This is a genomic window from Sporomusa acidovorans (genome assembly GCF_900101845.1).
In the GTDB taxonomy this organism is placed as follows: domain Bacteria; phylum Bacillota; class Negativicutes; order Sporomusales; family Sporomusaceae; genus Sporomusa; species Sporomusa acidovorans.
Genome location: NZ_FNAM01000001.1, coordinates 396,825 through 421,002, shown reverse-complemented (window position 1 = coordinate 421,002; position 24,178 = coordinate 396,825). Strand labels below are relative to the sequence as shown.

23 protein-coding genes are annotated in these 24,178 nt (G+C 42.9%); 14 read left to right on the top strand and 9 right to left on the bottom strand.

The features are described 5' to 3' along the window. Positions 1 to 183, top strand: a 183-nt coding sequence (locus tag BLR65_RS30340) for a hypothetical protein (RefSeq protein WP_218130612.1), incomplete at its 5' end; no start/stop codon positions are given. Between the two features lie 134 nt (positions 184 to 317). Here BLR65_RS30340 and BLR65_RS30700 read toward each other — a convergent pair. From BLR65_RS30700 to BLR65_RS02195, 5 genes are all read right to left on the bottom strand, one after another. Further along, a complete protein-coding gene (locus BLR65_RS30700; protein WP_342741361.1) occupies positions 318 to 488 on the bottom strand; it encodes an FAD-dependent oxidoreductase in 171 nt (56 codons plus the stop codon). Between the two features lie 135 nt (positions 489 to 623). Then, on the bottom strand, positions 624 to 788 hold the full coding sequence (locus BLR65_RS29390) for a hypothetical protein (RefSeq protein ID WP_169716851.1): 165 nt from the start codon (positions 786 to 788) through the stop codon (positions 624 to 626). A 2-nt stretch (positions 789 to 790) separates the two neighbouring features. After that, entirely contained in the window at positions 791 to 2,035 is a 1,245-nt protein-coding gene (locus BLR65_RS02205; protein WP_093791978.1) for a Ger(x)C family spore germination protein, read from the bottom strand. After that, complete coding sequence (locus BLR65_RS02200; RefSeq protein WP_093791976.1) at positions 2,011 to 3,132, bottom strand: GerAB/ArcD/ProY family transporter; 1,122 nt, start codon at positions 3,130 to 3,132, stop codon at positions 2,011 to 2,013. Before BLR65_RS02200 ends, BLR65_RS02205 begins: the two co-directional genes overlap by 25 nt. Continuing rightward, entirely contained in the window at positions 3,122 to 4,993 is a 1,872-nt protein-coding gene (locus tag BLR65_RS02195) for a spore germination protein (protein ID WP_245692307.1), read from the bottom strand. The genes BLR65_RS02200 and BLR65_RS02195 overlap by 11 nt, the downstream gene beginning before the upstream one ends. Positions 4,994 to 5,273: 280 nt before the next feature. Here BLR65_RS02195 and thpR point away from each other — a divergent pair, with 280 nt between their 5' ends. Beyond that, the gene (thpR, locus tag BLR65_RS02190) at positions 5,274 to 5,891 is read left to right on the top strand and encodes an RNA 2',3'-cyclic phosphodiesterase (protein ID WP_093791974.1); all 618 of its coding nucleotides are present in this window, start codon (positions 5,274 to 5,276) and stop codon (positions 5,889 to 5,891) included. Between the two features lie 310 nt (positions 5,892 to 6,201). Here thpR and BLR65_RS02185 read toward each other — a convergent pair whose 3' ends face one another. Continuing rightward, complete coding sequence (locus tag BLR65_RS02185) at positions 6,202 to 6,657, bottom strand: DUF441 domain-containing protein (RefSeq protein WP_093791972.1); 456 nt, start codon at positions 6,655 to 6,657, stop codon at positions 6,202 to 6,204. A 373-nt stretch (positions 6,658 to 7,030) separates the two neighbouring features. On the opposite strand from BLR65_RS02185, the gene BLR65_RS02180 reads away from it, so the two are divergent. The 5 genes from BLR65_RS02180 (at position 7,031) to BLR65_RS02160 (ending at position 12,077) form a co-directional block, all read left to right on the top strand. Further along, on the top strand, positions 7,031 to 7,228 hold the full coding sequence (locus tag BLR65_RS02180; RefSeq protein ID WP_093791970.1) for a DUF3311 domain-containing protein: 198 nt from the start codon (positions 7,031 to 7,033) through the stop codon (positions 7,226 to 7,228). Positions 7,229 to 7,254: 26 nt separating this feature from the next. Next, positions 7,255 to 8,736: a sodium:solute symporter family protein gene (locus tag BLR65_RS02175; protein WP_093791968.1), complete on the top strand. Its 1,482-nt coding sequence runs from the start codon at positions 7,255 to 7,257 to the stop codon at positions 8,734 to 8,736. A 56-nt stretch (positions 8,737 to 8,792) separates the two neighbouring features. Beyond that, positions 8,793 to 10,100 (top strand): amidohydrolase, encoded by a 1,308-nt coding sequence (locus BLR65_RS02170; protein WP_093791966.1) that lies wholly within the window; start codon positions 8,793 to 8,795, stop codon positions 10,098 to 10,100. A 227-nt stretch (positions 10,101 to 10,327) separates the two neighbouring features. Then, the gene (locus tag BLR65_RS02165; protein WP_093791964.1) at positions 10,328 to 10,801 is read left to right on the top strand and encodes a cytochrome c3 family protein; all 474 of its coding nucleotides are present in this window, start codon (positions 10,328 to 10,330) and stop codon (positions 10,799 to 10,801) included. Beyond that, positions 10,794 to 12,077: an ammonia-forming cytochrome c nitrite reductase subunit c552 gene (locus BLR65_RS02160; RefSeq protein ID WP_093791962.1), complete on the top strand. Its 1,284-nt coding sequence runs from the start codon at positions 10,794 to 10,796 to the stop codon at positions 12,075 to 12,077. The genes BLR65_RS02165 and BLR65_RS02160 overlap by 8 nt, the downstream gene beginning before the upstream one ends. 82 nt (positions 12,078 to 12,159) lie before the next feature. Here the strand turns inward: BLR65_RS02160 and BLR65_RS02155 are convergent, their stop codons facing one another. Then, a complete protein-coding gene (locus BLR65_RS02155; protein WP_093791960.1) occupies positions 12,160 to 12,621 on the bottom strand; it encodes a redoxin domain-containing protein in 462 nt (153 codons plus the stop codon). Positions 12,622 to 12,907: 286 nt separating this feature from the next. On the opposite strand from BLR65_RS02155, the gene BLR65_RS02150 reads away from it, so the two are divergent. Then, positions 12,908 to 13,252, top strand: coding sequence for a hypothetical protein (locus tag BLR65_RS02150; RefSeq protein ID WP_176772665.1), 345 nt, complete (start codon positions 12,908 to 12,910; stop codon positions 13,250 to 13,252). A gap of 59 nt (positions 13,253 to 13,311) precedes the next feature. Here BLR65_RS02150 and BLR65_RS02145 read toward each other — a convergent pair whose 3' ends face one another. Beyond that, positions 13,312 to 14,229 carry a MurR/RpiR family transcriptional regulator gene (locus tag BLR65_RS02145; protein WP_245692304.1) on the bottom strand — a complete coding sequence of 306 codons (918 nt, stop codon included), beginning with the start codon at positions 14,227 to 14,229 and terminating at the stop codon, positions 13,312 to 13,314. A 186-nt stretch (positions 14,230 to 14,415) separates the two neighbouring features. Here BLR65_RS02145 and BLR65_RS02140 point away from each other — a divergent pair, with 186 nt between their 5' ends. Then, a complete protein-coding gene (locus tag BLR65_RS02140) occupies positions 14,416 to 15,303 on the top strand; it encodes an NAD(P)-dependent oxidoreductase (protein WP_093791954.1) in 888 nt (295 codons plus the stop codon). A 228-nt stretch (positions 15,304 to 15,531) separates the two neighbouring features. Here BLR65_RS02140 and BLR65_RS02135 read toward each other — a convergent pair whose 3' ends face one another. Beyond that, positions 15,532 to 16,698: a glycerate kinase gene (locus BLR65_RS02135; protein WP_093791953.1), complete on the bottom strand. Its 1,167-nt coding sequence runs from the start codon at positions 16,696 to 16,698 to the stop codon at positions 15,532 to 15,534. 233 nt (positions 16,699 to 16,931) lie between these two features. Between BLR65_RS02135 and BLR65_RS02130 the strand changes: the two genes are divergently transcribed. From BLR65_RS02130 to BLR65_RS02110, 5 genes are all read left to right on the top strand, one after another. Then, positions 16,932 to 18,098 carry a CdaR family transcriptional regulator gene (locus tag BLR65_RS02130; protein WP_169716853.1) on the top strand — a complete coding sequence of 389 codons (1,167 nt, stop codon included), beginning with the start codon at positions 16,932 to 16,934 and terminating at the stop codon, positions 18,096 to 18,098. Between the two features lie 232 nt (positions 18,099 to 18,330). After that, on the top strand, positions 18,331 to 19,926 hold the full coding sequence (locus BLR65_RS02125; RefSeq protein ID WP_093791949.1) for a sigma-54 interaction domain-containing protein: 1,596 nt from the start codon (positions 18,331 to 18,333) through the stop codon (positions 19,924 to 19,926). A gap of 526 nt (positions 19,927 to 20,452) precedes the next feature. After that, positions 20,453 to 21,811 (top strand): MFS transporter, encoded by a 1,359-nt coding sequence (locus BLR65_RS02120; RefSeq protein ID WP_093791947.1) that lies wholly within the window; start codon positions 20,453 to 20,455, stop codon positions 21,809 to 21,811. A 111-nt stretch (positions 21,812 to 21,922) separates the two neighbouring features. After that, positions 21,923 to 22,591: a class I SAM-dependent methyltransferase gene (locus BLR65_RS02115; protein WP_093791945.1), complete on the top strand. Its 669-nt coding sequence runs from the start codon at positions 21,923 to 21,925 to the stop codon at positions 22,589 to 22,591. A gap of 404 nt (positions 22,592 to 22,995) precedes the next feature. After that, positions 22,996 to 24,162, top strand: coding sequence for an amidohydrolase family protein (locus BLR65_RS02110; RefSeq protein ID WP_093791943.1), 1,167 nt, complete (start codon positions 22,996 to 22,998; stop codon positions 24,160 to 24,162). Positions 24,163 to 24,178: the final 16 nt, after the last annotated feature.

Here is a 24,178-nt window from a genome sequence, read left to right as displayed (position 1 = left end):
GGACTTGGCAAACTAGCAGTTCGTGGTAAGCATAAGGTCAGCGCTGTAGTTGGTCTCAAAATAATCGGGCATAATTTCCAGCAATTCATTACCTATCTAGCCAGAAAAACCAAGGAAACAATCAAGCAGGTAGCTACGTCATTTCCTACAACACCACCTCAAGGGGTTAGTCTGTCCTTTTAACAGACGAGTAATAATTAGATCATTAATTTTAGGGGTAAGTAGCTTGGAGATGCAGCGACATATATACGTAATAGGAAAAGATGTGGCTGTAGCCGATTTAAAATTTACAGCAACAGTGATAACAAGGTCATAAATTAACTTTTCGCAGTACAATCAAAGTATGAATTTCTTCGTCGCTGAAAGCCAGTATCAGCGAACCGGTTTTTCTCTAACACACACACCTTTACGTTATATTTGGCCAATTGCCTGGCAATGTTCATACCAACTACACCTGCGCCAATAACGCAAACATCATGCATGGCAATCCCTCCCCAATTTCGTTAAGAATTTTCTTTTAATATTTATTATCTAAAAATCGGTAAAATTCTGCCTGACATGTCAGTATTTTGCAGAAAATCCTTTATTGTATTAAGTTGGGGGATTTGAGAAGGATCAATCTCCTATTTAGCCGCAATGAGCCGATAGACTGACAGGGCTATACAAAACGCAGCCAGTCCATATGTGGCATAGGCGCCTGGCTTGTTGCCATTCTTGATCAGCCAGATTCCAAATAATGAGGCATGTATGGCAGCGAGTATGGATAGGATTAAAAGCAGATAAGGCATAATTACTCCTTTCGGATAGGCTCTGATTTTTGCAATAGACCGGATCTTCGCAGTTCGGTCTGAACAGTAACCTCAAACTGTGCCTGTGGATAGTGGCTGTTCCAATTATAGGTCTCCATTTCCTGCAAAGTGCGAAATTTACTACGGCTATAGTAGCCAAAATCAACAATATCGGTTCCTAATTTCTGGGTCTTAGCAAGCATTTGGATGATCTGATTTTTCATGACATCTGAAACTTGCTGCTCAAGCAGACTGCGGTATTCTTTTTCTTCATAGGCGATGCCTGATGAGATGGCGGTAATCTCACCCTCCAAAAATATGTCGATAGTAATAGTTGGCTGTTCGTCTAAGCTAATGATATCAATTTTAGGCTTTCTGCCATTACGGATTGAAATATTTACCTTGTGTTCAGGAGTGAGCGGATCATCAACAACAATAAAATTTCGATTTAGCTGGTTTTGTAAAGCTGCGAAAGCCCGTGTTTCTTCGGTATCTAGGGCGCCTACCATTTTACTGCTCTTAAAAACAGCAGTTCCCAATACCTCAGCGGGATCACCGCCAATTCTTGGTATATCTCCGGGATAATACTGTTGGCTAACTTCACCTGCTGCTACCTTGCCGGCAGGTTGTCCTTGTCCTGTTTGGGGGTTCAGGGCGTAATACATTGCGTAGGGTGAACCGCTAATGTTTTTAAGGCGTAGATAAAACTCATGCAAGTTGGCGATTGTGTAATAGGAAACTTCATTTGAGGTGTGAGCATAGTTTTCTATCCAGCGAGAAGCGAGGTTTTCAAGAGTAGGCGTATTTTTTTCGAATGTTTCGCGAGTGCTTCCGCGGGCTACCATAATAAAAATACTGCCACGAAATTCCCGAAAGCGAATTAGCGGTCCGATCAAATCCTCAATCCCGGAACGGGCAAGTTTTTCTGAAATTACGATCAATCTAACCTGGCTTAGGCTTACCGCCCGGGCCAAAGTTGTGTTTAATAAATTGCGTCCTTCTGCCAGTGTTGGTGCTTTAACCGTGACTAGCGTTGTGGCCTGCTTTTTTTCTCCTCCGGATGTATCATCGGCTAAGGCGATTGGCACAGCAACCCGGTATGTGATTTCAAGATTATTATCCACTTTGTCTATCCCAATACTTATTACCCAGGCAATTTCATCGGTTTCTCGGCCGCCGTTGCAACCGCAAGCCAGCAGGCAAAGCCAGAATAAGCAAATAATCAATTCGATTCGCAGTTTCTGCATACTTTTCGTCCGCCTTTTAATAAAAATACAACCAGCAGAGTGACCGGAAAAACAACTACTCCCGGGGCACAAAAGAGGCCAAAAAAGTTGCTCTCAAGTGCCAGTACCGCATTGGTATCGGATGGTAGCATCGCCAATTGCATCATGACAAGGGAAGCTGCCGGGATTAAAGGCCTGATTGTGGGCAGCTTAAATAACTTGGCAAGTATGTATAAGCTGCCATACAGACATACGGCAATGGCAATTATCCCCGTTATCACCCATAGCAAGATAAAAATGGATTCCAGGCGCTGAATATAGCGGTTAAGATAAATTAACCGTGCCATTTCATAAAATGGAAGCATTTTTTCCGCACCGACGAAGGAACCAAACACCATGATGAATACGGCAACTGCGGACACCCGCATAAGAGTGCTGCCGCCAAACCCAAACAGCAAGGCACTCCGCACAGTTTTAATTGTTTGAAAAGCAGGTGCCAGAAAAAGCAGCAGCGATAACGGCGCGGTAGCACCCAATAAATTGATGAATGGTCTGGCGAGATTTTCCAACCCTTTTCCCTGCCAGGGAAAAAGATACATTGGTTTATACATTGGCAGCAGAAGTGCAAATACAAGCAACATGGCCGTGATACTAAAGGGCATGATTACATAGGCGGATCGGCACAAGGCTTCGATGCCGGCATAAATAAGGAGGGCGGACCCCAAGCTATACCATAAGATTACGTTGTCAAAAGCTGCAAAGGGTAAAGCTGTTAGCAGAGTATTTTCCGCAAATTGTCGTGTCCACAAAGATGCCAGGACAAAGAATACGGTAAAATAGAAAAGCCCCAAAATCCATGATGCCGGTTTACCCAGTATGCTTTGCGTAACTGTAAGGAGATCACCGGGATTATGTTCCAGCACAAGTGTGTAGAGGTACAGTAACGTTCCGCCAGATAGTGCCGCTAAAGTTCCCGGGACCCAACCGATGCTTCCTGCCGCCTGCACTGATTTGGTTGCCGTACTTAAGAATATGGGAGGAAACGTGATAACAAAAGCCAAGGCCAAACCTTCTGCTATGCCTAACCGGCCGCTGCGATACTTCATCTTAATGTTCATCTCTTTCAACGACTGTTTTTTTCTTCCATAAACGGCTAATCTTAGGCTGCCGTTGTGGATTTTTTGTGTTTAGGGCATCCGGTCTGGTTTCCTGATTAAACACAGCTCCCCGGAGTACAATATCACTGCTGGTCAGTGATTTAGGACCGATTGGTGACATATAGGGCATGCCAAAAGATTTTAGACGGCACAGAATAACAGTCAATCCCAGCAGGGCGTAACCCAGTCCGACCAATCCCATAACCCAGGCGAAAATGAGCAGACCGAACCGGATAATCCGGACAGCCGAAGCCATGCGGTATTCGGGGATGGTGAATGAGGCCAACCCGGTAATGGCAATAATTACAACAATGATAGGGCTTACAATCCGGGCGGTTACTGCTGCCTGTCCGAGAATAATTGCGCCGACAATGCCGATAGTCGAGCCTAAAATACCGGGTATGCGCACACCTGCTTCCCGGATTAGCTCAAAGGAAAGTTCCATCATAATGACTTCAACAATTGCCGGAAAAGGGACATTTTCCCGTGAGCCGGCAATTGCCATCAGCAGTTCTGTTGGTATGGCTTCCTGATGAAAATAGGCAATAGCAATATAGAGGGAGGGCAGCACACTCGAAATGAGCGCGCCAAACAGTCTGAGAATGCGCATGAAATTTGTAATGATGGCATTCACGCTGAAGTCCTCGGCGGAATGGAAGAAAGAAAAAAAACTAACCGGAAGTATCTGAGCAAATGGGTTTCCCTCCAGAATTAGCGCCACACGTCCTTCTACCAGGTAGCTGGCCACACGGTCGGGGCGTTCGGTTGAAACACTCAGGGGGAAAATACTTTGGGGGAAATCTTCAATAAATTGAATAAGCTGGCCGGTATCAATGACATAGTCGGTACTGACTCCTTCAAGCCGGCGGATTACTTCAGCAGTCAGCGATGTATTGGCAATCGAGTTTAGATATATGACCGCACAATTTAGCTGTCCTCGTTTGCCAACTTTCACCATTTCGGTTACCAAATCACTGCTGTGCAGAATTGAGCGAATGAGGCCGGTATTTACCCGCAGGTTTTCAGTGAAAGCTGCTTGTGAACCGCGGACAGTTTGCTCTGTTTGCGGGGTGCTCACACTGCGATGTTCCCAGCCTTTCGTTTCAACAATAATTGCTTCCGCAAGACCGTCTATGATTATCACGGTGTCCCCGCTGTTAATTCCTTCCTGGAGCTTACAATAGGCATTTTCTCGCCTTACGGAAGAGTTCGGTAAAACATTTGCAATAATTTGTCCAATTACATCTTTGTCTTTGGGGGGGCTGGGCCGCTGATAGCTCATCAGTGGCTGTAAGACAAAGCGCGCAAGCTTTTCACTATTTATCATGCCGTCAATATAGACTAGGGCGGCATTAGGATAGAGACTATCTGACAATGTAAATTCTCGCACAATAATATCCTTATTGCGCGGCAGTTGATAGATTTCTTGCAGAATGCGTTTATTCTCTTCCAGGCTTGTGCTTAGCGGCAGCGCATCGGGTTTTTGACTGAGTTGATAGCCTAACCGGACTGGTGATAGGTCACGCCATTGTTTTTCTAAAGCATCCAATTCCAACCTAAGCTGAACAAAACTTTCTGTAGCAGGTCTATTGTTGATAATCCGCGCTGTTTTTTGGATATACTGTTCTAAGCGTTGGGAAAAGCGCAAGAGGCAACTAAATTGTTTAAGTGATGTTTGGGCTGCAGGGCCTTTGGCTGGTGTGGTCCGGCTGTCAAAAGGCCTGTTTTCATCCAAAATAAAAGGATCAGGGTCTATCGGCGGTGAATAGCCTAGAATCGATTTTATATTATTTATTGCCATTGATAATAAATTGCTTTTCAAGGCTCACACTCCATCCACTATGCTCTGATTTATTGTTTCCACTCCCAGGGGATTAATACTTAAGGCCGGTTTAGCGCCACCAGAGTGATGAGAAAAGCTAAAGGTAAGGAAGTTGATTCCATAAATTAACGGTATGATGAAAATTTATTTCTGCCAGAGTGTAACGTTCCAACGTGGCCGTTTGTCTTGTGCGTTTATTAACATCTTTTTGGGATTACAATACAGGTATATGGAATTTTAAGAGAGACTGGTATAAAATAGTTTCGCAGGAAGCCTAACAGTGTATCTTGTTGAAGCAATAGAAGATAGTAGGGAAATGGGGGGGAATATGAGACTGTTTGTTGCTATTGAATTTCCGGAAGAAATATTGTGTGAATTAGAGGGGATTCAAAATAAGATGCGTGCCTTGGCGGGATATGGGCGATTTGTCACGAAATCAAATTTACATCTTACTCTTCAATTTTTAGGTGAAGTGTCTCGACAGGAATTCGGGCCAATTGTTTCGGCTTTGCATAGGGTGGCTAAAATCCAACCTGCATTTTCGATACGTCTAAGCAGAGTTGGAAGTTTTGGCAAGAGTTCCCCCTTTCGCGTAATTTGGGCAGGCGTTGACGGTGATATACCAAGATTGACAAGGTTGCAAAAAGATATTGTCACGGCACTAGGCAAAGTGGGATTTTTGCAGGAAACAAGACCTTATCAACCGCACATTACACTGGGGCGGGATGTTGAACTTTCTGGAAAGGAATCATTGGGTAATTTTAGCAGAATCTTAGCTTCGGCATCATTTCCGGTAAAACAATTTGTGCTAAAAGAGAGCAAAATAGAAAATGGCAAACTGGTCTACCACTCACTCCATTTTTTCCGCTTGGTTATTAGCGAAAGCTCTATTCTATAGACTCATGAAGGATTTTAGTAATTGAAAATTTTAACGAGGTCGAGAGTATTTTTCTCGACCTCGTTTTGTAAATTGCAGTTACTAATATAACTGAATCTATTCATCAAATGGCTGGCGGTAGCCAGCAAATTGTAAGCTCTATCCAGAATATTGACAATAAGCAAAAACACGGCTGGTGAGGCCCAAACTATTTCGGCAGCTACCTAAGAACAATCGGCGTCCATGCAGGAAATAGCAGCATCCTATAACAACCAACTTCCAGGACGGACAGACGGAAACAACAGACTTTGCCGTTTGGCAGATGCGGGTGTTACTTAATTAGATTTGTAAAGGCGACCACCAATGAAACGAGACCGCCTGCAATGAGTGGCCCAATCGCGATACCTTGTAAAAAGCATACGCCGAAAACTGTGCCTAAGACAAGTGAAGTCACTATTTCCGGTGAAGCATTTATAAATAAAAGGCCCCGCCCGGCGGTCCAGGCAACAAATATACCGGAGGCCAGTGCTATTAGGGTAATCGGTGATTTAAAAGCACTGAGAATATTGCCTAATGTAATACGGCCGGTTGCTAATGGTGCCAAAATTGCGAAAGTCAGTATTGTAATGCCAATACTTATTCCCTTACTTTCTATTATCGGAAACAAAGCATTAAGGCCGAGAAGCTTTAGGATTAAAAGTAATCCTGCCGCTATTGCTACAGACTGGTTGTTACCTAATACCGAGAGGAGTAAAAGAACCAATAATGGTAAATTTTCAAACGACATGGGTAATCGCCTCCGGTAAAACTATACTTTCTATTTACTATGCAGTGTCTAGCCAATTTGAGATAAAAACTGAAAGTATAATTCAAGAAAATTACGGTTTGAGTGGTGGTTATAATTGCAGTTTGATTGTAAAGATAGATTCTCATGTCGCAAATTTAGTGTTTCTATAAAGCTGACGACTTCAGCCGATTGTCTTTTTGAGTTTTATAACGGGTACGTTTTTCCATTGAGAAAAAACAAATATGATAATAAACTGCGTAAAACGGTTGAAAAATGCCACTCTTTGCTTTATAATATAAAAATGTAAAAAACGACCTCAAAGATGAGACGCCATATAAGGTGGTCTCTATTTTTTTAGAAGGGAGGGGGAAGTATGGACGCATTAAAAGTGATCTTAACACTAATTCCTTTTGTTTGGATTGTTGGTATGGTTCCTTTTGTGAATACGGTTCATCCTATGGTTTTAGGACTGCCTTTCTTGGCGTTTTGGCTATTGTCCGGCATATTTGTAGCTTTTGGGTGTTTAACAGTGCTATATAAGCTAGACTCACGAAAAGACAATGAAGCTTAAGTGTGGAATTACGAGGAGGTAACATTATGGGAAATGAGGTAACCGCTCTTCTGGTTATCTTTACATTCATTATTGGCGCGACCGTAGTGGGTATGCTGCCCGGAATGAAGAAAAAAATGAACCTTGAAGAATGGGCTGTCGGCGGGAGAAATTTTGGCAGGTGGCTGAGCTGGTTTGTTTTAGCCGGTGAAATTTATACGGCATTTGCTTTTCTTGGCGCCAGTGGCTGGGCGTATAGTCGGGGAGCACCATCTTTTTATATGTTAGGTTATGGAGCTTTGGCCTATGTAGTTGGTTATTATGTATTGCCTAAAATTTCCCCGCTTGGTAAAAAATATGGTTTAATGACACAGCCGGATTTAATTGAACATTTATATAAAAGTAAAACACTGGCTGTCTTGACGGCTACAATTGGTGTAGCTTTTCTATTACCCTATTTACAATTGCAGTTAACAGGTTTAGGATTAATTATAGAAACTTGTTCATACGGACAACTGACACGTATACCGGCAATGCTGATTGCTTTTGTGCTGGTGGCATCGTTTGTCTATTTAAGTGGCTTAAAGGGTGTTGCGGCAACCGCTGTGATTAAAGATGTTTCCATGATCGCAGCTGTGGCCTTTTTTGGACTCTATCTTCCCATACATTATTTTGGCAGCGTGGGCGGTATGTTTGAAGCATTGGATGCAGCCAAGCCGGGATTTCTTACTTTGCCAGGCGGGACAAAAAACTTAGATGTCACTTGGACTATGTCTACTTTACTTTTAACAGGATTAGGATTTTATATGTGGCCTCATTTTGTGCCAAACAGTTTTAGCGCCCGTAATCCGGACGTTCTTAGACATAATGCCGTTTATTTACCACTATATCAAATCTGCTTTCTTTTTCCCATGTTGGTTGGGTTCACTGCCTTGCTTGTTCTGAGTACGCCTTTGAAAACGCCTGATATGGCATTTATGACCATGGTTAGGGAGACGTTTCCCGGTTGGGCATTGGGACTTGTTGGCGGAGCAGGAGCACTGGCCTGCATGATTCCGGCAGCCGACTTGCTTTTGTCGACATCTATGCTGTGTACGCGCGGTATTTACTGCAAAACTTTTGGCAAAGACGCTTCCCATGAAAAGATAGCTGTCCTTGCCCGCGCTACGGTATTGGTATTAACCTGTATCGCATTATGCCTGGCTATCTTTCTGCCTAATATGCTGGTTAACCTACTGCTTACCGGTTATTCCGGCGTAACTCAGTTTTTCCCAATGATTGTACTGGGGCTTTTCTGGAAAAAGGCTACAAAGCTTGGTGCGTATATTGGCTTGGTTGTCGGCGAAGTATTGGTGTTTGGTCTGATATTGGGTAAGATGGACCCGTTCCCCATTGCCGGAATGAATTTTAACGCCGGGTTTGTTGCTTTAGCAGTCAATTTGGTCTGTTACGTATTAGTAAGTTTAGTCACCTATACCCCTGCTAGAGTTGAAACTGACAATACTATTTATGTGAAAAATGAGATGTAAGTGGTTGTTAATTTATAAGTTGTCTGCGTTGATTATTAAAGGAAGTGTAATTTAACATGGAAACATTTCTTAAGCAAGAGGAAGAAATTGACAGGTGTTTTTCAGAAGCTGTTGGATGGCGACGCCAGCTTCACAAGTGTCCCCAAACAGCTTGGGTGGAGTATTATGCGACCGGCTTTATTGCGGAAAAACTTTCGGACTGGGGTTATACGCTATTTTTAGGGCAAGATGTGATTGCTTCCGCGAAACAAATATTGTTGCCAAATGCCGCGAAACACGCGGTAGAATATCAACGGGCGCTAAAGTTTGGCGTAAAGGAAAAGTTTATTTTGTCCGCAAAAGGCGGTTTTACCGGGGTAGTAGCTGTGCTTAAAGGAGATAAGCCGGGGCCTACTGTCGGCTTTCGGTTTGATATTGATTCTAATGAGGTGCATGAGGCTGGTGATCCCGGACATAGGCCGGTCCGTGAAGGATTTGTTTCGCAAAATCCTGGCTGTGCCCATATGTGCGGGCATGATGCTCATACTTCGATAGGATTACTCTTGGCTCGCTATTTTAGTGAAAACCGGGAACTGTTGAAAGGTACAGTAAAGTTAATTTTTCAGCCGAATGAAGAGAATCTGTCCGGAGCGGCGGCTATGGTGGCTGCCGGGGTAGTGGATGATGTAGACTATTTATTTGGAGGTCATGTCGGTACTAGTCTGAAACAAATTGGACAAATTGCTGTAAACGTAACCAATATATACCCTATGTCGCGTTTTGAAGTTACATACCGGGGCCGGGCAGCCCATGCGGCCATTCGTCCGGATGAGGGTAAGAATGCATTGCTGGGTGCCTGCGCTGCGGTGACAAATTTATATGCCATTGCCCGCCATGGTAACGGGGCCTCGCAGATTAATGTCGGGATTATGTCGGCCGGTACTGATTGGAATATAATTCCCGACAAGGCCAGTTTTCGTTTAGAGACACGGGGGGCGACAGATGAAATTAATGATTACATGGTTTCCCGGGCGAAAGAGATCCTACAAGGTGTTGCCGTGATGTATGGCTTGGAATTGGAAATTAACCCGGCCGCAGTAGCTTGTGGCGGTACAAATTCACCTGAATTGGTTGCTTTAGGGTCTAAGGTTGCTAAATTATTACCATCGGTTAAGCAGCTTATGCCGGAGGCCGGCTTGAACGGATCCGAGGACTTTACGGCTATGATGGAACGTGTGCAGAGCCGGGGAGGAAAAGCTATGTTTGTTTTATATGGAACTCCAACCGGTGGTGGTCATCATAATGCCGCTTTCGATATTGATGAGACAGTAATCGCGAATGGAGCCAAATTCCTGGCGGCTGTTTATCGGGAAATTACGGAATAAGCTTGTCAACTAAAACAGATTACTAAAAAACATGGTAAAACACTAGCACGAAAGTGCTGTGTTTTTACCATGTTTTTTGTTCTTCGGGGAGTGAATTTACATTTGAATGGCGCAGGCCTTAATCCTCTTACTAATTACGGTTTACTTTCAAATGAATAAACAAATTCCAGATTTGGCAATCTAATAGAGCAAATGGAGTGAAGATGTGCAGTCTGGGGGAGATTGCCATGGAGTGGAAAAAGTACTTGGAAAAGAACAGTATCCTATTGATGCTGTTTGGTGCTCTAGCTGCGGTTATTGGTTTGGCTATAGCCGGAGGCGGTATTGCATACGCTGATAAAGCTTCATTCTGCAGCAGTTGCCACTCTATGAAGCAGGTAGCGGCTACATGGCAAGCATCTAACCATCGCCAATTTACCTGCGGAGATTGTCATCTGCCCCAGCAAAACATAGTCGAAAAAATGATTGTCAAAAATCAGACTGGAATACATGATACCTATCATGAATTTTTGCGTGACTACCCTGACACAATTAGGCTTAGTGCTAAAGGCAGAACAATTGTCGAGCAAAATTGCCTGCGTTGTCACGCACACACAGTCGCCAACACTTTTATGTCGGCGGGCGGGCAGTCATGCACGAAGTGTCATCGCGGCATGATCCATGGCCAAGTTGTGGTTAAGGAGGGCATTGGAGTTGAATAGGATCCAAAAATTATTGATCGCATTTTTGTCACTGAGCATTTTGTTTGCCGCTGTTGTCCTTAGTCGGGTATGGATATTTAAACCGCAGTCAACCGTTAAACTGGTGAAACTGCCTGCTGGTGAATATGACACGGAAACCTGGGGGAAAAATTACCCCTTAGAGTATAACAGTTATAAGAAAAATATAGAGATGGCAGTATCACCGGCCGGCTATGGCGGCAGTATCAAAGTGCAAAAGGCCGAGATGCAACCTGAACTTTATACAAATTTTAAGGGAAACCCGTTTAGCAAAGATTATACCGAAGATAGAGGGCATCCTTATTCACTCGAGGATTTGCGTGAATCCAAACGGATTGGCCCTGCTGCCAAAGCGGCGTGTATTACCTGTAAAACACCATACATCGAGCAGGCATACCAGGAAATGGGTTGGAGCTATGCCAATAAACCGCTTAACGAGTTAATGGATAAAACAAAGCATCCTGTTACTTGTGCTAACTGCCATGATCCGGAAACTATGGGGCTGCGGGTTATCAATCCGGCCTTTATTGAAGCGATGCAAAAGCGCGGTATTGATGTAAGTAAAGCCAACCGTGAAGAAATGCGCAGCTATGTTTGCGCGCAGTGTCACTCTGAGTATTATTTCGAACCAGGTACTTCTAAGGTTATCTTCCCTTGGGATAAAGGACTAACCCCCCAACAAATGTATGAATATTATTCAACCAAACCAAACGGTTTCGCACAGGATTTTATTCATCCCGATTCTCAGGTACCTGTTTTGAAAGCACAGCATCCGGATTACGAAGAGTGGCAAAACGGTGTTCACGGTCAATTCGGAGTTTCCTGTGCCGACTGTCATATGCCATACATGCGTAAAAATGGGCAGAAATATACCTCGCATTGGGTAACAAGCCCGCTCAAAACAATGGGAGAATCCTGCTCACCCTGTCACAATCAAGGACAAGAGTTATTGTTTAGTCAAGTCAAAGCCATCCAGGACAATGTGTGGCAGCTTCAGCATACTGCTGGCCAGAAAATTGCAAGGGCGCATGGTGCTATTCAACAAGCCAGTACCAATACCGCTGCTAATCAAACAGAGATAACCAATGCACGCGAACTTTTGCGCCATGCTCAGTGGTACTGGGATTATGTGGCAGCAGCAAACAGTATGGGGTTTCATAATCCAGTACAAGAGCTGAATACATTGGGTCAAGCAATTGACTTGGCCCAACAGGCAATTGACGCCGCCAATAAGGCGGCCGGTACCAACACTTTGTAAGTCTGAAATTCAGGACACAAAAAAGAGAACTCCAGCGGCGTAACTGGAGCTCTCATACTCTTTATGAACTTGTTCGCTTAATTTAGCTGCCTGACAATACGTTAAAAACCTCATTAAGATCAGGCAGCTGGGCGGAGGGATAAACTTTTAACCACATTACTTTGCCATGTTCGTCTATAATAATGTTAGCCCGTTCGGAATACCCGCCTTGTTCCCTGAATATTCCGTATTCCTTGGCTGTTTTGCCATGCGGCCAGAAATCGGATAAAATTTTTAACATTTTTAGTTGTAAGGCATGGGCCCATATCTTTTTGCATGGTGTGGGATCAACACTAAAACCCAAAGGTATTGTATTAAGGTTTTGAAAGTTTTCATAGTTAACTTCCAAGGCGCGCATTTGATCGGTACAAACAGGTGTCCAGGCTAAGGGGTGCCAGGAAAGAAGAACCTTTTTGCCGCGAAAATTTGTCAGGGTGACATATTGGTCGTTATTGTCGGTCAAGGTAAAATTTGGTGCATCATCGCCAACATTAATTAGTTTCATATATAGCTTCCTTTGCCATAGTTTTGCTAGTAGTTTACCGTAAAAACAGACTAATTATGTGCCGAAAATATACTTTGAGATTAAAGCATAGATCGGAATTTCGCTGTTGCATACCAATCAGGTCGGATATTCACCATTTCAGCTTTATATTTACAACATTTAGCAATTTTAGGTTGTATATTTTTGTAAAATTCTATATAGTTATTTTAGATATGTAATTTGGTTGGCAAAACAATCCGTTAACTGTCCAATGGTATATCTGTTGCTCCTATGATTAGGATAATTTTTGAAAGTAGGTGTAGGAATGAACGATCGGTTTGACGGTGTATACTCCAGCCTCCAGGAAATTTTAAAAAACACTCTTGGTCGACAGGTAAAAATTTTTGGCAATCTGCAGGAGAATGATGATACAAGAATTTTAGAGCAGTTTGAGCTAAATAAAAATCAAGCTAATCGTACACTGCAAGTAGCACTTCGTTTCAACGATTCTTCCTGTCGCACTTTTGATCGGGTAGTTGCAGCAACAATAGATTGGGGATATTTGTTAAAACGTACGACACCATTGGTTTGGTTATATGAAGACGAAAAACATGGTTCTATTTATAAGATTTTGTTTGATGTGCGACATTGAATGTACAACTGGCCGCCAGGCAGCTTTTATTTGCTGCTTGGCGGCTTTTTTTGATTTAATTACGTTTTTGTTCTGGCAACGGCAAGCCGGGATTTATTAATCTTCTCAATGCCTGTTTCTCCTAGCTTTAAAACAAGTGGCACATACAGCATATCGACAATTACCAACTGAATAATTCGCGAGACCATGGCATCGGTGTGATATTTTTTTTCACTGGTGGAACTCAATAAACATACGTCGGCAATTTTGGCCAATGTTGAGTTTTGGTAACTAGTGATCGCAATAATACGGGCCTGGTTGGCCTTGGCCAGTTTGGCACATTCAATTGTATCAATACTTTCTCCTGAATGGGATACCAGAAAAATTACGTCATGCTCTGTTGTATGCGTGCAGTTAAGAAACATAAGATGAGAACTAAAATCATTAACAACATTAAGGCCCAGCCGCAGAAATTTATGAAAAGCGTCATGGGCTATTACGGCAGATCCGCCGCTGCCAAAAAACAGAATTTTTTTTGCTTTATGCAATAAGTGGACGGCTGAAGAAATGGCAGTATCGTCAATAAGCCTCCTCAAGTCCTGCAATGATGCTGAAACCGAGGACAGTATTTTGTGCCTTATTTGAGCAATATCATCACTGCTGGTTATTTCTTCGCTGCCAGTTATATTTTCGTAGATGGCTTGTGGCTGATTAGGTGAAAGTTCTTGGGCCAGTTTTACTCTAAAAACCTGGTAGGATGAATAGCCGATTTTTTGTAAAAAGCGGATTACGGTCGTTTCGCTTGTTTTACATTCAGATGCTAAATCGCTAATAGATAGTAACACAACGGAATTACTATTTTTTAAAATATAATCTCCAATTATTTTTTGGGCGGGTGACAAGGTATGGTAACGTGTTCTGATAATTGAAAACAGGTTGTTCTCCGGCATGGTATCCTCCTGGAAGTTTTTTATTCCATCATACCATTGTCTATCCATTGCTGGCAAAAATTTTAGTCGCTATCTAAGAAGATAATGTTGACAAAGCTGAATAAATTATTTATTATAAAATCGTAAATAATTTACTATATTAATTATTGCTTCGTAAACAATTTACGATTGGTGCTTTTAAGTAACTGTTTTGAAGTACTTTGATAACAATATAAGAAAAAGGTGGAGAGCGGTATGAAAAAGATTGGAGTTATTGGTTTGGGTATTATGGGGAAGCCGATGGCAAGACATTTACTAAATGCTGGCTATGAGCTATATGTCTACAACCGAACGGCAAGTAAAGCCGAGTCGCTGGTAAAAAGCGGAGCACGCTTGTGTAATAATCCGGCGGAAGTGGCGAAGCACTGCGAAGCAATTCTTATTATGTTGAAAGCAGACGCAGAGGTTGAGACTGCCCTAACAGGAACAAATGGAATTATAGAAGGGGCTCAGCCTGGCTTAATTATCATGAATAGCAGTACCATCTCACCGCATACCAGTATCCGGTTAGCCAAGCAGGTTGCAGGCAAAGGCATCACTATGCTGGATAGTCCGGTAACTGGCAGCGGTATTCAGGCGCAAGAAGCAAAATTAACATTTATGGTCGGAGGCGATAAGAAGGCTTTTGAGCAATGCTTGCCACTATTTAATACGATGGGGCAACAGGCCTTTTACATGGGAGAAAGCGGAACAGGTTCCTATATGAAGCTGGCTAATAACGCATTGGTAGCAACTAATCTGCTTTCGTTAGCTGAAGCACTTACCATGGCCTGTAAGAGCGGCGTTGATCCGGAAGTATTTGTTCAGGTGGTTAATGGCGGGGGCGCGCGCAGTGCCGTAACCGAATCCAGAGTCCCTAAAATTATTAACCGTGATTTTACACCAGCTTTTGGAACGGTCATGTTATATAAAGATCTTGGTTTAATTTACGACTTGTCTAAAGAATTAAGCTTACCCATGCCGGTAATGGCCGTTGTTCGGGAAATGATTCATACGGCAGTTGCCAAGGGATATGGAGAGCAAGATATTTGCAGTATAATTAAACATTATGAAGAACTGGCCGGAATCGAAATTAAAAAATAAATGTGTTTCCCAATCATGGTGCAACCGCCAAATTTTTTGTATTTTCAACATCTGGTGTTTACTGGATGTTTTTTTCTTATGTGTTCCCAGTTGGGTAATGCAATTTGCGCAGAGAAGAGAAATTCTTTGTAAAAAGAAATGGTGCATGAAAAAATAAGCCCTCGCTATGCGAGGACTTATGTAAGATCAAGATCTAAACTGATTAACCGCAGTTGGATAACTTCTCAATTAGTTATTTTGCTTTTGTTTTGCAATGTTCAGTTGAAATCCGATGTTTACTAGGCGGCAAACACGGGCGGTAGCTTGTTCAATAAGGACATCGGCAGAATGGATACATTCGTCAAGTGGCATCGGTCGGGGAGCAATACTCATTAACGCGTCAATCCCCTGCTGTAAGACATCATCGCTGCCTTTACCCAACCCCCCTGAGAGGCAAATCGTTGGAATATTAAATTTTTTTGCTATTTTTGCTACTCCAACAGGAGCTTTGCCAAAAGCAGTCTGAAAATCGGTTGCTCCTTCGCCGGTAAGGACAAAGGTTGCATTTTTTACAATATCTGCAAAGTTGGCTGCGGCAAGAATAATATCAACTCCTGGCCTTAATTGAGCATTCGTAAAGAACAACAAGCCGGCACCCAGGCCGCCGGCGGCACCTGCTCCCGGCATATTGGACACATTTTTACCGGTTGCCTTTGTTGCTATTGCGGCAAAATGTTTCAGTGCATAATCCAACTGAGCGACCATTTCAGGTGTCGCTCCTTTTTGCGGTCCATATACAGCTGATGCGCCTTTCGGCCCGCAAAGCGGATTGTCTACATCACAAGCAACAAGTATAATTGCTTCCGCTATACGAAGGTCGATTCCGGAAAGGTCAATTTGTGCTAAATTAATTAAGGCAGCTCCTCCGGGAGAAAGTTCTTTGCCAAACTTATCAAGAAATTTTACTCCCAGCGCCCGAGCCATCCCGGTTCCGCCGTCATTAGTAGCACTGCCGCCAATGCCGACGATAAATTTACGAATACCCTGATCAAGAGCGGCCCTGAATAATTCACCAGTTCCATAGGTTGTAGTTACTCGCGGATCGCGCTTTTCTTTGGGGACAAGTGTAAGCCCCGACGCAGTTGCCATTTCAATGACTGCCGTTTTTCCGTCGCCAAGAATTCCCCAGGATGCTGTAATGGGATTACCCAGAGGACCCTGAACTACTTGGTGGATTACTTTTCCCTTAGTGGCGGTCACTAGCGCTTCAACCGTTCCTTCGCCGCCATCGGCAATAGGCAGCTTATGTATTTGCGCACTAGGAAAAACCGAAATAACTCCACGTTCCATGGCGTTAGCTACGCCTATCGCAGATAGGCTCCCTTTATAGGAGTCCGGTGCTATAACAATATGCATTATTTTCACTTCCGTTTAGATATATTGAGCTTAAAAATCTTTAATACTTTACCATTCTTCTTATTCTTAGTTTATAGAAATGGTAGAGAATTTTCAATTATCTGCAATTACTAATGATGTTGTACATTTAGTCAGGTATGTTGTACAATATGTACAACGCGTTTGGAAATAGTGACAATGGTTATGGAATGATAATGTGCAATATAGACAGGTTAATTGACAGGAGTGATAATGTGATCATCACAAGAGAATTAGCGCAAAAAATCGTGGACAACATTATACCGATTGTACATTGCAACGTGAATATTATGAACAGCGACGGAATTATTATTGGATCAGGTCAGCCGGCAAGAATTAACAGTTACCATCAGGGCGCCATTAATGCGATCCTTAGTGGTGATTTGGTGGAAATACATTCAAATCAGATAGAGCAATTTCCTGGAGCGCAGCCAGGGTTAAATTGGCCTATCTTACTAGATGATCAAATTGTTGGTGTTGTCGGTATTTCCGGCGAACCTGATGCAGTGAAAAATACAGCCCAATTGGTTAAAATGATAACCGAGCTTTTGTTAGAGCGTGAAAGCTTGCTGGAAAAATTCCGGTTAAATTTACAATTGAAGGAACGAATGGTTCACCTGCTCCTTGAAGCAAGATATCGAGAAAACTATGATCAAATAACGCAGATCGCCAATCTACTGCGTTTTAATCTGCATTCCCCCCGTTTTGTAGCAGTTGTGAGGCTTGATTCCGTCTTAGAAAAAACTCTTAACCATTATGGAGCACATGAGCTTATTATCCCCCGTCTTGAGGAAGATCTAATCGGGCGGTTGGAAGCTGCGGAGCTTGTTGATAAAAATGATGTCTATGTTTTCAGGGAGAAGGAGCTTATTATTCTGAAACAGTTTCCGAATGATGCTATTGCTAGCGATTTTTATCTATGGGGCCATAAACTTTATTCTGTATTAAATAAAGAACAGCAATATAATTGTATAAAAACCGGAATCGGCAGCTTGACAACAACTCCCGCTGAATTATATTACTCTTACCAAGAAGCTGTTTTTACACACCAACATGCTGATGCCGATACGCCGGTTGCCTCTATCTATGATTATGACGTAATGTCGTCTTATCTGCTGGAAGTGCCCGGAGCAATCGAAAAATGTTTGGCCCTTAATTATGTCAGAAAAATTATAAAAAGCAAGCTTACGGCTAAATATGACATGGCAAATACCATTCGGATACTGTTAAGAAATAATCTGAATGTTTCGCTTGCGGCCAAAGACCTATATATTCATCGCAATACGCTTGTCTTTAGGCTTGCTAAATTAAAAGAACTAACCGGTCTTAGCCCCAGCCAATTTTTTAATCACGCTGTTTTGTGCAAGATCATTTTTAAATAACAAACGTTATAAAACGTTTTACGCTTTTTTATAACAGAAATGAAAGAAGTTTTGTTACATGAAGGATTATCTTTTATTCTGATATAAATTGTTATGTGGCAGGATTTTACACCAAAGATATGGAAAATTTTAAATTATGTTAAAATATTAAGTAAATTAATATGCAGATAGATACTTTACGTTTAGAAGCATAAAGAGTTTTTTGCCATAATCGATGGGGAGGAAACGCTGAATGAAAAGCCAGGATTTATTACAACATTTATTTGCCATGTTGCCTGTCATTGCCCGCATTTCCGGAGGATTCGCGACGATAACCGATGCGAATGGCCATAGATTAAAAACTGTGGATTCGACTGGGAAGGAAGAAGCAAATTGTATTGGGCAAGTTTATGATCTTGCCCTTAAAGCCGCGCAAATGGAGCTGCCTGTTTGTGGTGAGTCACAGTTTATTAAGGAGGCTGAAGCATGGGCAGTAGCTATTGGCGAATATGTTATTGCCTGCAGTAATATTGAACGTGTGGAAAGGGATAAGAAATTACTGGAATCCTTATCCAATGCCCTGCCGTTAATTGCCCGGGTCGCAGGCGGCGAAGCCGTCTTGTTTGATAAGCTTGGGCGCAGATTAGACAGTGTAGATCATAATGGCGTACATAAGAATAAGTTTAATGGAAAAGTCAGTGAAAGTGCTTATGAAGCTATGGCAACGCAAACCCCCATAATTGGCGCATCCATATCTGTGCCGGGAGCGATGGCGGTACGTATTCCTATTACGAAAGCATATGGATTGGGTTTTAATAATGAGGTATTCGTTTCACAAAAGCACAAGCTTGTTGACGAAATGAAAAAATATCAATATGCCCGTTACACTTTCGATGATATCATCGGCGAAAGTGACAGTATCAGACGCTGTAAAAACATGGCAAGGTACATTGCTCAGAATATCTCCTCCGTACTTATTCATGGTGAAACCGGCACGGGTAAGGAATTGTTCGCTCAAGCCATTCACAACGTCAGCGATCGCCGCGATCAGCCATTTGTGGCCATTAACTGTAGTGCTCTGCCCGCCTCGTTAATTGAGGGAAATTTATTTGGCTATGTTGAGGGTTCGTTTACCGGTGCTAAAAAAGGTGGCAGTCCGGGGATTTTTGAGGGTGCAAATCATGGAACGGTTTTCCTGGACGAAATCAGTGAAATGAATCTCGATCTGCAGGTAAAACTGCTGCGTGTTATTCAGGAACGCGAGGTTACGCGTATTGGCAGCACGAAATCAATTCCTATTGATGTTCGTATTATTTGTGCAACAAATAAAAATTTGCGCCGCCTTATTGAGGAAAAAACCTTTCGCGAGGATTTGTTTTACCGTATCAATGTTGTCGAGTTAAGAATCCCGCCGTTGCGGGACCGGGCTAAAGACGTTATTTTATTGGCTAAGTATTTTATGAAAAAGTACAATCAAGTTTTGGGGAAATATATTGCTAAAATTTCTCCGGAGGTAGCTGATATATTTTGTTGTTATAGATGGCCCGGAAATGTCAGGGAATTGCAAAATTGTATTGAAAGCGCGCTGAATATGGCAAGAGTCGGTGATAAAGCGTTAACTGTCAGCCTGCTTCCCTCGCAATTTCATTCTACTCAATATTTTACTAATCCCACTACCGCTAAAAGGGCGGATGTGAATTTGCGGATAGCGTTGAGAAATGCCGAAAAGCAAATTATTACAGGTGTTCTGCAGGAGGAAAACGGCAATCGTACCCAAGCCGCCAAACGCCTGGGAGTCAGTATAACGACACTTTGGCGGCGAATGAAAGATTTGGGATTGCAGGATTGAAATGATTATCCTGTAAAAGGACAGGTTTTTTAGACAAAAATAGCAAATTTAGTGATGTGGTTTTCAGATTTGAAAAGAATAATTTCAATATTGAAAAGTTTACAATTTTTTGGCGGTGCACTTGCTAATACGGATTAGCGGCGCCGCTATTTTTTTTATATTATCAGCAAATATAAAATCTTTCTGATAATAAGTAAGAATCCCTGGGGCTTCTGCCGGCACCCGGCGAGACTTGGTACAAGCCAGGTCTTTTTTACAATTTTCCTGCTGTAAGCTAGCTGTTTATTATAAGTTTATAAAAATTTTTTCTGGGTTATTGGCATGATAAATGCTTAGTCCCTAGGGTAAGCAGACTTGACAATTTATGAGGAGGCGAACAGTTTTTCTAAAAATACAAGAGGAGTGATTCTTTATGAGCTTCATATAGGTAGCTGATGATTGGTAATCAATGAGTACATCGGGTCTATTGGGCAGTTTAGGATTCTACAGAGATTCAACTCAGTAAAAACTTGATTGAGGTGTTATTATGAACAATTTTGGAACACCGGTTACAGTAGCGGCAAAACTTGATAGGCTGCCACTTTCCAGATTTCATTATAAGTTACTAACCATAAATGGCTTTGCCTGGGCGTTTGACGCCTTTGATGTTGGTCTGATAACTTTTATCGCCACCGCCTTGATTCAGGCTTGGCATTTAAGCCCCGCTCAAGTCGGAGTTTTACTTAGCTCGGGATTGTTTGGCATGATGGCTGGCGCTTTTATCTCAGGTCCGGCGGCAGACCGTTTTGGGCGAAAAGCGGTTTTCCAATGGACAATGTTGATATTTTCGGTTGCCTCCTTAGCCTGTGCCTTGGCTTGGGATTTTACATCACTAATTTGTTTTCGGTTTTTAGTTGGTTTGGGACTTGGTGGAGAAACTCCGGTTGTTACTGCGCTGATGGGAGAATTTATTCCCAAGGGGGACAGGGGAAAAGTTCAGGGATTAATCAATACCTTCTGGGCAGTTGGCTGGCTGGTCGCCGCCGCTCTTTCCTATTTTATTATTCCGGGCGTTCAGGAAGGTTGGCGCTGGGCCTTTGTTGCCGGAGCTGTACCGGCGTTATATATTTGGATTGTTCGCCGGCACTTGCCCGAATCTCCCCGCTGGCTTGCCCTGCAGGGACGAGACAAAGAAGCTTTGGAAATTGTTGAGCAGATTGAAACTGAGGTCGCGAAAACGAATACGGTCCCGCCGGTAACGGAAGCCGATATGGCGGCAGTTTCGATAGCAGGAAAAAGTTCGCTGGGAACGTTGTTTTCGCAAAGATACTGGCAAACGACAGTGATGCTCTGGGCTTTGTGGTTTTTGGGAATGTTCGGCTATTACGGGCTTTTTGCCTGGTTACCCTCATTATTGGTTAAAGCGGGGCATAGTATGGTCAAGTCGTTCCTGTATGTGGTTATCATGCAGTTTGCTTATATACCCAATCAAATTTTATGCGCTTACGGCATGGATAAATATGGGAGAAAACGTTTGCTGACCGTTAACCTGCTGTTTGCCGGCATCGCTACCGTCTTGTTCGGCTGGGCATTGGGGTATGGTGCTTTAGAAATTGGCCAGGTTGTACTGTTAGGAGTAATCACGTCCTTTTTTGTGTCAGGAGTATGGGGGATAACTTATACGTATACACCGGAGCTTTATCCTACCGGTATAAGAGTAACAGGAACAAGCATGGCAGCGACTTGTTCGCGACTGGGTTCCATGCTGGCTCCGCTAGTCATCGGCTATGCCCTTACTGCTGTTGGCGTTACCGGCGCAATCGCCATTGTTGCCGGTGCATTTATCATTGCCTGCCTGGCAGTCGCTATTTTGGGCAGGGAAACGCGGGGACAAAGTTTGCAATGAAGAAAAGAATAAGTTGAATAGTTGATAATAATCATGCCGGCGGCGGGAAAGTAATGCAGCTGATGGCCGATAAATGGCCGGCGGAGTCAACTGATAAGGGGTAGATTATATATGCGAGACAATAAGACTTCTCAGGCAGCAAATGAGTATGACGCAAACGTCCACAAAACGTTGCCGCGGTATCATTTGTTTCACACGGAAACTCTTGATTTAGTTAAAACAGTTGTGCCTAAACCGCAAGCCTGGCTGGATAGCGGTTGTGGAACAGGAACCCTTGTTTTACAAGCGATTGAATGTTTCGGGAAAATGAAAATTGTAGCCGCAGACCCGGCCGAAAGTATGCTAAGTATGGCCAAAGAAAAGTTGGCGAATTATGAGATCACATATATGCCGGCAGGCAGTGAAGAGTTATGCTGCCCAGATAGCTTTGATGTTGTGACCGCTATTATGTCTCATCATTATTTGCAGGATGAGCTGCGGATCAAGGCAACAAACAATTGTTATAAGCTGCTGAAGCGAGGCGGTGTTTACGTTACCTTTGAAACAATTAGACCAATAAGCAAGCAAGGAATACAAATAGGTCTTGAACGTTGGAAAAATGCTCAGTTGTTAAGTGGAAAAAATGCTGCTGCCGTAGAAAAGCATATAAGTCGCTATGGAATTGAGATTTTTCCCATTACTATTCAAGACCATATCAATATTTTACAGGCAGCCGGCTTTTCGACTGTCGAGATTTTGTGGGTTTCTTGTATGCAGGCAGGATTTTATGGTATAAAATAATGTTTATTTTTAGATATACCCTATACCTGCGCATACCGACAGAAAAAACTCAAATTATTGCAAAATTGAAATACTTTTACGGTAATTTACGATGTTTTGTTACAGAAATATAACAAAAGCGATACTATCTTTCATAATTGAAAAGAATCCTTTTCAATTATGAAAACATTGCAGATTTTTTTGCAATGTGGCTGGCAATGAAAGCAATGGTAAGCAAAATTTTTTTACTTACAAAAACTTCGATTTTAGCCTGTTTGGCATATTGAAAAAACGGTAATCGTCTATTGCGCTATTACTTGGCATGAAAAATGCTTAAGTATAGAATGACAGGTCAATATGGAGAACTGGACCTAAATTCGCAAGGAAAGTGTATGCTTTCCCAAACATAAAAGGAGTGATGTTTCATGGCAACCGTAGTAACCAACATTGGTATCCTTGTATCAGGGGACATCAATAATCCCATTTTAAAAGGAGATACCATTCTTATTCAAGATGGTAAAATTGCGGCAATTGGCGATAAAACGCTGCTGGATCAGGTTAACGGTGAAAAAGACGTTAAGAAAATTGATGTTGGCGGTATGGCAGTAATGCCGGGGTTTATTGACTCTCATGTTCACCCGGTTATTGGTGATTTTACACCCCGTCAAAACATGCTCGATTATATCGGCAGTGCATTACATGGCGGCGTGACAAGCATGATTTCAGCCGGCGAATGTCATACTCCCGGCAGGCCAAAAGATCCGGCGGGGGTAAAGGCTTTAGCCATTTTGGCCCATAAATCGTTTGCTAACGCAAGACCGGCCGGAGTCAAGTTGCATGGGGGGGCTGTTATCCTGGAAAAAGGGCTCACGGAAGCGGATTTTGTGGAAATGGCGGCAGCCGGTGTATGGCTTGTAGGCGAAGTTGGCCTGGGAGCAGTTAAAAAACCGGCAGAAGCTGCGCCGATGGTTAAATTAGCTCAGAAGCACGGCATGAAAGTTGCCATGCATACCGGGGGAACTTCTATTCCGGGAAGTTCGACCGTAACAGCAGATGACGTAATGAAAGTTAACCCGGATGTTGTTTCCCACGTAAATGGCGGACCTACCGCTATTTCTCCCGCGGAAATTGATAAACTTATCAACGAAACCAATCTAACGCTGGAAATTGTTCAATGCGGTAATAGCAAGATTGCCGATATGGTGGTGAAAAAGCTTGCTGCGAAAAAACAATTAAACCGCGTGATTTTTGGCAATGATGCGCCTTCCGGAACAGGGGTTATTCCCCTTGGCATCGTCAGAAATATCGCTCAGATTGCGGGTGTATCCGGAATTCCGGCAGTACAGGCAATCGCCATGGCAACCGGCAATACCGCTAAGACTTTTGGTTTGAATACCGGCCTGATTGCCGTAGGCAAAGAAGCAGATTTGGTTATTGCCGATAAGCCGATGGGCTCAGTCGGCGGTAATGCGCTTGAGGCGCTCGAAGCGGGTGACCTGCTGGGAATCTCGATGGTACTGATTGATGGAAAAATTATGTTTGCTAAAAGCCGTAACACACCTCCGGCCGAGCGTAAGGTAACGGTACTGTAAAATAGCTAAAAACAGT